General features: G+C 40.0%; 6 protein-coding genes and 2 pseudogenes. 2 read left to right on the plus strand and 6 right to left on the minus strand.

Annotated elements, in window-relative coordinates:
- Positions 1 to 539: 539 nt before the first annotated feature.
- Positions 540 to 722 (plus strand): annotated as a pseudogene (locus AC1DVB_RS22695) (IS5/IS1182 family transposase); the annotation flags it as partial.
- Positions 723 to 935: 213 nt separating this feature from the next.
- On the opposite strand, the gene AC1DVB_RS22700 reads toward AC1DVB_RS22695, so the two are convergent.
- Positions 936 to 1,337: an RDD family protein gene (locus AC1DVB_RS22700; protein ID WP_477591072.1), complete on the minus strand. Its 402-nt coding sequence runs from the start codon at positions 1,335 to 1,337 to the stop codon at positions 936 to 938.
- 344 nt (positions 1,338 to 1,681) lie between these two features.
- Between AC1DVB_RS22700 and AC1DVB_RS22705 the strand changes: the two genes are divergently transcribed.
- The gene (locus AC1DVB_RS22705) at positions 1,682 to 3,301 is read left to right on the plus strand and encodes an ABC-F family ATP-binding cassette domain-containing protein (RefSeq protein ID WP_034307325.1); all 1,620 of its coding nucleotides are present in this window, start codon (positions 1,682 to 1,684) and stop codon (positions 3,299 to 3,301) included.
- Between the two features lie 897 nt (positions 3,302 to 4,198).
- Here AC1DVB_RS22705 and AC1DVB_RS22710 read toward each other — a convergent pair.
- The 5 genes and pseudogenes from AC1DVB_RS22710 to AC1DVB_RS22730 all read right to left on the minus strand — a co-directional run.
- Positions 4,199 to 4,460, minus strand: a pseudogene (locus AC1DVB_RS22710) (flotillin family protein); the annotation flags it as partial.
- A gap of 406 nt (positions 4,461 to 4,866) precedes the next feature.
- Positions 4,867 to 6,405 carry a glycoside hydrolase family 32 protein gene (locus AC1DVB_RS22715; protein ID WP_430756130.1) on the minus strand — a complete coding sequence of 513 codons (1,539 nt, stop codon included), beginning with the start codon at positions 6,403 to 6,405 and terminating at the stop codon, positions 4,867 to 4,869.
- Positions 6,406 to 6,511: 106 nt separating this feature from the next.
- Positions 6,512 to 7,975, minus strand: coding sequence for a glycoside hydrolase family 68 protein (locus AC1DVB_RS22720; RefSeq protein ID WP_430756105.1), 1,464 nt, complete (start codon positions 7,973 to 7,975; stop codon positions 6,512 to 6,514).
- Positions 7,976 to 8,117: 142 nt separating this feature from the next.
- The gene (locus AC1DVB_RS22725; protein WP_095678928.1) at positions 8,118 to 9,392 is read right to left on the minus strand and encodes an ABC transporter substrate-binding protein; all 1,275 of its coding nucleotides are present in this window, start codon (positions 9,390 to 9,392) and stop codon (positions 8,118 to 8,120) included.
- Positions 9,392 to 9,778: helix-turn-helix domain-containing protein (locus AC1DVB_RS22730; protein ID WP_477591075.1), on the minus strand; the 387-nt coding region annotated here is incomplete at its 5' end. The genes AC1DVB_RS22725 and AC1DVB_RS22730, both read right to left, overlap by 1 nt.

Consider the following 9,778-nt stretch of genomic DNA (forward strand, 5'->3'; position numbering starts at 1 on the left):
TAACTGGCTAGCCGAGACCCCACAGACGCTTGCGTCGAGGAGGCTTGGCAGGCAGTCGGCGGAAAGGGAGCGGATTTCTGAAATCAACTCGAACGTTTTTGAGGGTTAGTAAATCTAATCGTTATTTCCACTCCAGGCACTCGCTTTCCTCAGGCGGTCCGGGAGCCTCCTCGGCATAGCCTGCGGGGTCTCCTCTGGCCACGTTTTTCCCGCAGGAGTCTCGTACCTTACGTTCCAATCAACTGGAACGTTTTTTAAAATAAAAACTGCAGGCTGGTCTATTCCGAACCAAGTTTATTTTATCCTTTGAATTTTTCTCCTGTACTCCTTATTGGATGGAAGAAATTTGCGACACTCCTGCCGAATAACTGGCTAGCCGAGACCCCACAGACGYTTGCGTCGAGGAGGCTTGGCAGGCAGTCGGCGGAAAGGGAGCGGATTTCTGAAATCAACTCGAACGTTTTTGAGGGTTAGTAAATCTAATCGTTGTTTCCACTCCAGGCACTCGCTCCAATCAACTAGGTTTAAAAACTTGGATAGAACAGATTTTCTATCGAATAACAGCCGCTGATAGAAAGTTAATAAGTGCTGAACACGTATTCGTCGATTCCACACGTGTGAAAGCCAATGCGAATAAGCGTAAATTTGAAAAGAAAATTGTTCGCAAAGAAACACGAGCATATCAAGGACGTCTTCAAAATGAAATAAATCAAGATCGTAAGCACTTGACCATTAAGGTTAAGTGCTCCTTAGCTTCCTAACTGCCACTGTATTACTGCTATAGATATTCTACCGTGGTTTCCAATGTAATATTTATACCTAAATACCGTACTATAAAGTATTCGGCTAAATTTCCTCCATATTTAAAAAACATATCGGTTTGAATCTGTATTTTCGCAAAAAAAAAAGCAGCTATTAAACTGCTTATCCGTTATTCATGGTTCATTTGATGTCACGTATKTACCTGCTATGAAATCATGTATCGATCTATTGTCTTTCCTTATGCTAACCATGAATGCACTGACAATAAACCCTATCCCTAATGTAATGGCATATACCAAAGCAGCAACTAAATACCTCAATAGCATAGTGCCTATGCCTAATTTTTTGCCGTCCATCCTTACTATGCGTATTCCCATAATCCTTTTACCAACTGTATAGCCATACCATAGTATCGGGACAATCACCATGTAAAGAAAGTTAAAAAGAGTTGAAAAATTTTCATTTTCCCAATCACCGGTAATCACCCCGAAAATTATCGCTAATGGTGCTGATACTATTATGCCGTCCAAAACACCTGCAAAAAGACGTTTCCAAAAACCTACTGAATCACTCATATATGTTCCTCCCATTGTAATAGTTACAGTTACCTATATTACCAATTATAAGGTTGTTGTGTAATGAGACTTTATACCCATAATCATATTCAATAAAAAAATAGTACTTACATTTATAGGTTGCAATTTATAAACAAAATTAAATCCTTGTGTAATTTTTGCTTATAAACGTTTGTTTTTACTAATCTGCCTTTAATTTTCCTAAGAAATAAGATACAATTTAAATGATGCACAGTTTAAAACATACAAGATTGTAAACTGCTGTTTGTATGAATCAGCGTAAAACTAATGAAACAAAGTGTTGAACACGTTGAAACAAAAGTATTTTGGAGGAATGTAAATAAATGATTACAGTAAATAATGTTGGTTTACGTTATGGCGATCGTAAACTGTTTGAAGATGTTAATATAAAATTCACTCCTGGTAACTGCTATGGCCTGATTGGTGCGAATGGTGCCGGTAAATCCACTTTCTTAAAAATCCTTTCAGGTGAAATTGAAGCACAATCCGGTGATGTCCATATGGGGCCAGGCGAACGCCTTGCCGTTCTAAAGCAGGATCACTTCGCTTATGAAGAGGAAGAAGTCCTTAAAGTCGTCATTATGGGACATGAAAGATTATATGAAGTCATGCAAGAAAAAGATGCCATCTATATGAAGGAAAACTTCACCGACGAAGACGGAATGAAAGCGGCCGAGCTTGAAGGGGAATTTGCCGAATTAAACGGATGGGAAGCTGAACCCGAAGCTTCAATCCTCTTAAAAGGCCTTGGGATTACAGAAGACCTGCATACGAAGAAAATGGCTGAATTGAATGGTGGCGACAAAGTTAAAGTATTGCTTGCCCAGGCACTATTCGGTAAACCGGATGTTCTATTACTGGATGAGCCTACCAACCACTTGGACTTAAAAGCGATCAAATGGCTGGAAGAATTCCTAATCAACTTTGAAAACACTGTTATCGTAGTTTCCCATGACCGTTACTTCCTTAACAAGGTTTGTACACATATCGCGGATCTTGATTTCGGTAAAATCAAAGTTTATATCGGTAACTATGACTTCTGGTATGAATCTAGCCAGCTTGCCCTTAAACTGACTCAAGATGCCAATAAGAAAAAAGAAGAAAAAATCAAAGAGCTTCAAAATTTCATCGCGCGTTTCAGTGCCAATGCATCCAAATCGAGCCAGGCTACATCCCGTAAGAAATTATTGGATAAAATCAGCTTGGATGACATCGAGCCTTCTTCACGCCGCTATCCATATGTCGGCTTTACTCCTGAACGTGAAATCGGGAACGACCTGCTTCGTGTAGATGGAATCTCGAAAACGATCGATGGCGTAAAAATATTGGATAATGTCAGCTTCACGATGAATAAAGGCGATAAAATTGCATTTGTCGGTAAAGATGAGATTGCTAAAACAACAATGTTCAAAATCTTGGCAGGTGAAATCGAACCGGATGGCGGCTCATTCAAATGGGGCGTTACAACCTCTCAGGCTTACTTCCCTAAAGATAATGCTGAATTCTTTGAAGGTGTCGATTTAAATCTTGTCGATTGGCTCCGTCAATATTCTCCTAATGACCAGAGCGAAAGCTTCCTGCGCGGTTTCTTGGGCAGGATGTTATTCTCTGGCGATGAAGTCACGAAAAAGGCAAGTGTACTTTCAGGGGGCGAAAAAGTCCGCTGTATGCTTTCCAAAATGATGTTAAGCGGTTCGAACGTCCTGATGCTTGATGAACCTACCAACCATCTGGACTTAGAGTCGATTACAGCATTAAACAACGGTTTAATCAGCTTTAAAGGATCTATGATCTTCTCTTCTCATGATCATCAGTTCATCCAAACTATTGCGAACCGGATCATTGAACTTACTCCAAAAGGTACAGTCGATAAGCAAATGAGTTATGATGAGTACCTTGAAAATGGCGAATTGCAAAAACAAGTCGCTGAAATGTACAAATAATACTTTTATGAAAGCACATCCTTATTGGATGTGCTTTTTTCGTTCGCTATTCCTTCTGCCTGCATTTATTCCATACCTTTAATGTATTGAAGGCATAAAAAACACGCTGCAATAAATATAATAATATTCCCTGAAAGATGAGCCCTGAATAATTTCATGGATAAAAAGGTATATTGGTAAGGAAGGAGTGAGTTAGAATTGGATGGTCATACAGTGAAAAATATTTTTGATGATACAGGATATCTTTTTTTATATGATAAATTCAGTTATCATTTTTATATATCCGGATTGTTCGATGTAGTGGAACAAGAAAAAGTAATCTCGGATTTTTTAAATTCTTATAGCTTCGATGATAAAAACCCTCTCTTTTTTGACGACTTTTCCTACTACTTTAATTGCTTTCATTATTCACACCAGAAACAAAGGATGATGAATTACTTGAAAACCGAGTATGACGAACATATTTGTTAAGTAGTATAAAAGGCCAGATAAATTGTCAAAACTATTCAAAAAAAGGTAAGAGTATAATCGTCCCTTACCTGAGACTATAGGCAAACTTGATTAAAATTGAGTTTGCCTACAGTTTTTTTTATGGTTGTACGATTTAGATGTTGATTTCCGCTCCAGGCACTCGCTTTCCGCGGGCGGTCCGGGAAGCCTCCTCGGCGCCTTTGCGCCTGCGGGGTCTCCCCTGGACGCGTTTTTCCCGCAGGAGTCTCGCACCTTTCTCTCCAATCAACTTTGGTTTAACTTTTAGATAATAGTAGTCTACAAACCGTAGCTCCCTTGTCTATATGATTGGACCAACAGTTTTTTTGCCTATACAATTGGGGTGTTGATTTCCGAACCCATTTGTCTACATACTGGGGTAAGTGCCCCTTAAATTCCCCCCTGTTATTCTTCCTTTCTTGCTGCCATATTCATGTTCGCTTCGGCTCGCTTGATTCGCGATTTTTTCTCTGCATCGACGAGCTATATCACCCTCCCTCACCTGCGTAATCCTTGGCTTTCCAAGCGACTCATGATATCCATTTTTATCCCAAACGTCTTTATTGGTGGACGTTACGATAATGAGTCCCACTTTAGCTAAGTCGTTCGAGGCTGCCCACTGTAACTCCTAGGGAAACTTTTCACGGTTTTTATAAATTTCCTCGACTGTCTTATGTGAGAATTAAAGAATATATATGGTATATGATTATCCATTAATCCCAAGTGCTTCTGGGAGAAATTAAACCTAAAATTGTATCTTTTCCGTAAGGTGTTAAGAACTAAGGTTCTGTTCAGAAAACCTAAGTTTCTTAACACATTTTAGCTGAAGGATTTATGAGGATTTTCCTCATCTGTTTATGTTCAATAACTCATACATTTATATATGATCAGTTAATATGACAAAGATAAGTTTCAGTACATATAAGACAGTCTTAGCTTATAGAAATCGGGCTTTTTTATGTCGAAATTGCTAAATGTTGGTGGGGCCCCTTTTAGTAAATTTTCATATTTGAAGAGTTATTTCTTATAAAAGAATGTATGTGTACTCATATGAAAGGTATCTGCCAAGATGAGATTCAATTAATCGGATCAAAATGTGTAACCTTCATATTCTTAAAGATCGCTTTGCCGCCCTCGGAGAAGAGAGTAATTCCCTTATCTTCGGCATGAGGGAATATTAAGTTTGAATAAGCAACCTTTCCATCATCCACAAAAACTTCAATACTCGTTTTATCGACGAGAATCTTTAAATGTACCTTCTTCTTACTGACATCAAATGGTGCAGTACTTTCAACCAACAGATTCGTTTCGTCAGGTTGATCTGTGAATACCCGATTGACATAAGAGTAATTTCCTTCTGCAGAGATGCCTACGTCAACGTGGCGTTTTTGATCATCTGACTCCCTGAGCCTAAATCCTGCATTCTTAAAATCCGACCATGAGAGATCCGCCTCTATTTGATAGGCATCTCCTTTAAAATCAAGTGTTTCCGAGCCATCCACTTCGATTTTATTAAAAGAATTCGTTGAGCTTGTCAATTCTTTTAATGCTTCTGAAGGCTGTGAAGAAAGATAATACTTATTCTCGCCTTCACGCTTTAGTTCAATTTGACGGACGATCGAATCCATTCCGTTAAACCCTTCTTTTAATGTCGGCGTATTGTTGGCGTAGGCCCAGTTATTCATCCAAGCGAGGGCATAGCGTTTGTCTAATTTGTCACTTGCCTTGCCATCTTCAAACGTTACTCCGCCATACCAATCGAAACCGTAGTCTAGCCATTGCGGTTCATTGTTATCTGGAAGAAATTCCGTTCCATTAAACGTTCCTGTCCAGTATGCATAGGTGTTGGGTTTCCCTGCTTCTTTTCCGTTTGCACTGACGCCCAGCACCCACTTTACTGTCCCGTCTTCAGCGCGGATCTGGTAAAGGTCAGGGCACTCTAAAACTCCAATGTTCTTAGTGGAAAAACTGCTCGTATAGCGCCAATCTTTCAGGTTATAAGACTCATAAAAACCTATTTTCGATCCTTCGGCCATGGTCATGACCCATTTTTGATTCGTGTTATCCCAGATGATTTTTGGATCTCTAAAATCCTTCGTTCCTGGATTTTTCATAATAGGCTCGTCACTGTAAGAGGTAAACGTATTTCCTTTGTCCGTACTGTACCATAGAAATTGTTCTTGTTTCTGGCCATCCTTAGATGGTTGTGTTACGATCGCCACAAAAGCCCCTTTTCCAAACCCAGCTGTATTTTCCTTGTCAAACACGACTGACCCTGTCCATGGATCCCCATTTTGATTCGTATATTTTGGAATGGCAATCCCTTCATCCTTCCAGTGAATCAAATCTTTAGAGGTGGCATGTCGCCATTCTGTACCATTGCCATCCGGATAATCTCCATTATAAAGGTAAAAATAATGATAATTTCCTTCATAGTAAAGGGGCTTCTGTGGATCGTTTTTCCAATGATCAGGAGAAGTAAAATGATAGACAGCCCGGTATGAGTGCTTTTCTACCTTATTTGGCGGATTAGCTTCTTTTGTTTTATAAAATGAATGAATCAAAATTCCTGTCCAAATAACCATCCATAATCCAAGAACGAATAATCCAACCATCTTATATTTCTTTTTGTTCACTTAAACTCACCACTTTTCTCTTTTAAAATAGAAAAAAGAAAATGCCAAGTTTTCCTGACATTTTCTTTTTCTTTTCATTGGGTAACTACTTAACCGTAATTTGGCCTTGTTCAAGAATACCGTCTTTTACTACCGATGTTTGTTTCCCTTTAATGTTAAGCTGGAAGCTTGGGGCAAAGGTAGATTTATTGTCTTCAAAATAACCTCTGTTTGTCATGTAGCTTGTCACTACAACATTATCACTGCCAGCCTGCGGGATCGCATAGTGTGCATAGTTCCAAGTGATGTCATATGGATCTAGATCCTGATGCAGGACGATGCCCGTTTTATTTAATGGTTTATATGGGCCAGTTAAGGAATTTGACGTGTAGCCTAACATGTAAATATCTTGATTATCGATTCCATCAATGGTCATTTTTGATCCTCTTGAACTTGTGAATAAATACCACTTGCCGTCCTTTTTAAAGATGTTTGGACGTTCGATTTCATCTGTGACCGTATTTGAAACAATCAATGGCTTCATTTCTTTTTTCAATGTATAATCGTCGTTTACTTCAATAATTCCAATTGCACCGTTTGCAAGTTCAGCTAACTCTTTTTTAGGGCTTTGCAAAAGTTTGTTTTTCTCACCCTGGAAGAATTTATTGCTGTTGCCATAATAAGCTCTATTGTATAGCGATTCTTCGCCTTGGTAGCCATATTCTGTACCCGTATTTGCTTCAAACACAAGGTATTTGCGGCCGTTGTCTTCTACATAGTGAGGGTCTCTGAAGGTATGATTATCAGCGGAATTTCCGTCCTCTACAAATTTATCTACAGTTTGGTAGTACTTGCTGTCTTTGCCTTCATAGATGGATTTGTAATCCTCAACACCATCCACTTTTAATGTTTCAGAATCTGACTCTGAAAGGTTTACTTGAGCGGTTGTCAAGGTTTGTTTCCCATAATTCCCTGACTCAGGTTTATACGGTTCACGGTTTGTATAGAATAAGCGAACTTCCCCGTCCTCAGTGAAGGTTGCAGAACCTGACCACTCTTCGGCTTGCTCTTTTAGGTAAGGATCATTTGGAACGTTTTTATCATTGTCATCAAATACTCTTCCAGCATTCTTCCATGCATCAAGGGAGTTGTCGCCCACTTTTTTGTAGAATATGTAGATGAACGTATCACTCGCGTTTTTAGGATCGCCTGCTAATCCAAAAACGATATGATATCCTTTGTACTCTGCAACAGTTCCATCAGCGTTTTGCAATGGCCATGTATCCCACACATCTAAATCAATGGTTTCGCCTGATTCCGTTACTTTTTTGGCAGAAGGGATGTTTTTAATTGTGGATTCGTCAAACCTAGGAACGGCATATCTAGTATCACCGTGCTGATTAATCATATCTTTCATAGCTGATCGAGTGATTTGTGAAGTATCGTACGTTTCTTTGTAATCCGCCGGATCCTTTGGAGCTGCAAATGATTGGGTGACAGTTCCGCTTAATAGAATGCCAGTACTGAGTATTCCTGCTGTTGCCTGTTTGGCAAGCCTGCTAAAGTTCATAAATCTTCCTCCTCGTATGTGTTTGCTAGTACAATAGAATTATAGGCGATTCCTGAAAAGAGAGGTATGCCACATATTGATTGGAATTTAGTCGTATATTGATATCGCAGTTGTAAAAGGCAAAAAAAGCCCCGGCAAGAGGCTATTCCTTCGAAAACCTCTCCCAGGACTTCTGATATTCATTGAGCAGCTGATTGCGGTTCAGCTGTTTCCCGACATAGAGCTGAGTCGCGGCTCCGAATTCTTCCCTAACTTCAACAGGGAAGTGAAACCAGTTAGATGGGACGGTGTTCCCCTCTTTGTAATTTCGAAGTGTTTCTTCTGCGAGCGGCCCTATATCATCAGTTTTAATGTTCTTAAACGCAGGAATGAATTTGAATTCTTCCGTCATGAACCGTTTTCCTTGTTCTGACAACACCATCCAATTTAAAAATTTCTTGGCTTCTTTTTTCTTTTCAGGAATGGATTGTTTATTTACGGCCCAATAATTTGGAACGCTGACGACAAGGGCTTCCTTTAAAGGTCGGTCATTAATCGGAATCGGCATAAAACCGATGTTCATGTCAGGCGAAGCTTGATCGATCATCGGCTGAATCCAGTTGCCTTGCTGAATGATGGCTGCTTTTCCGGAGGTAAACAGATTCACTTCCATTGTATAGTCCGTAGACAGTGGATTATCGTTTCCATACTTTATGGTGAGATCCAGCAGGGCAAGGAGATCCTTAAATGTTTGATTGGTACTGATTTTTTCCGTTCCGTTATTTAAATTTCTTATAAAAGCATCAGTATCCTTTTGCTGGGCAAAAGCAACATTCATTAGATGGTCTCCCAATTTCCAGTCTTCATAATAGCCTGTTGCAAAGGGAGTAATGCCTGCATTCTGCAGCTTTTCGGCAGCTGCTGTCAATTCAGAAAGAGTGGCGGGCTGGTCAGTAATGCCGGCTTGTTTAAATAGATCCTTATTATAGATAAAGCCATACCCTTCAAGGTTAACCGGCATTCCGTAAATTTTCCCGTCCAATGTGACTGGCGTCAGGGATTCTTTGTATGCTTGATTAATCCAGGGCTCCCTTGAAAGATCCTCCAGATAGTTCCGCCACAGCTTGGCACTTTCATAGCCGCTGTTTGTAAAGATATCCGGACCAGTGCCGGTCGCCATTTCGGCTTTTAGGTCGGCGAGGTCATCCATTGCCCCTCCAACAGTATGTACCCTGATATTGACGTGAGGATTTTCCCGTTCATAAGCACGCGTCATTTCTTCAAATTGAGTGGATATTTCCACTTTCGGATTCCTTAAATCCAGCGTGATTTTCCGCTCTGTCTTTTTTGTTTTTTCTGGTGGGGCTTCATCCTGACATGCAGAAAGAGGCAGGCTGACGGCTCCGATTAACAAAAGGGATAAAAACCTGTTTTTCATCATGTCACCCCTTTAGATTCATGTTGATCGTTCCTGTTCCTGAACTCAAAAGGCGTCATGCCGACGACCTTTTTAAATAGCTTTGAAAAGTAGATTTCATCTTGATAGCCAAGCATGGTAGAGATGGAATAAATGCTTTTGTCTTTTTGTTTCAGCCACGACTTTGCTTGGCTGATTCTAAGCTCCGTGATGTATTTGGACAGGGTCATTCCGGTTTCTTGCTTATACTTTCTCGAGATATGCTCGCGGCTTAAAAAGAAAACATTCGACAGCTTTTCCAGACTCAAATCCTCCATATAATACATGTCAACATAGGAAACCATGTCTTCCATGCGGCGAGCGGCATCTATTTCATCCAGACGGTGGATGGATCGGAAGTTTTGTTC

The organism is Peribacillus sp. P4_D6 (assembly GCF_056401795.1).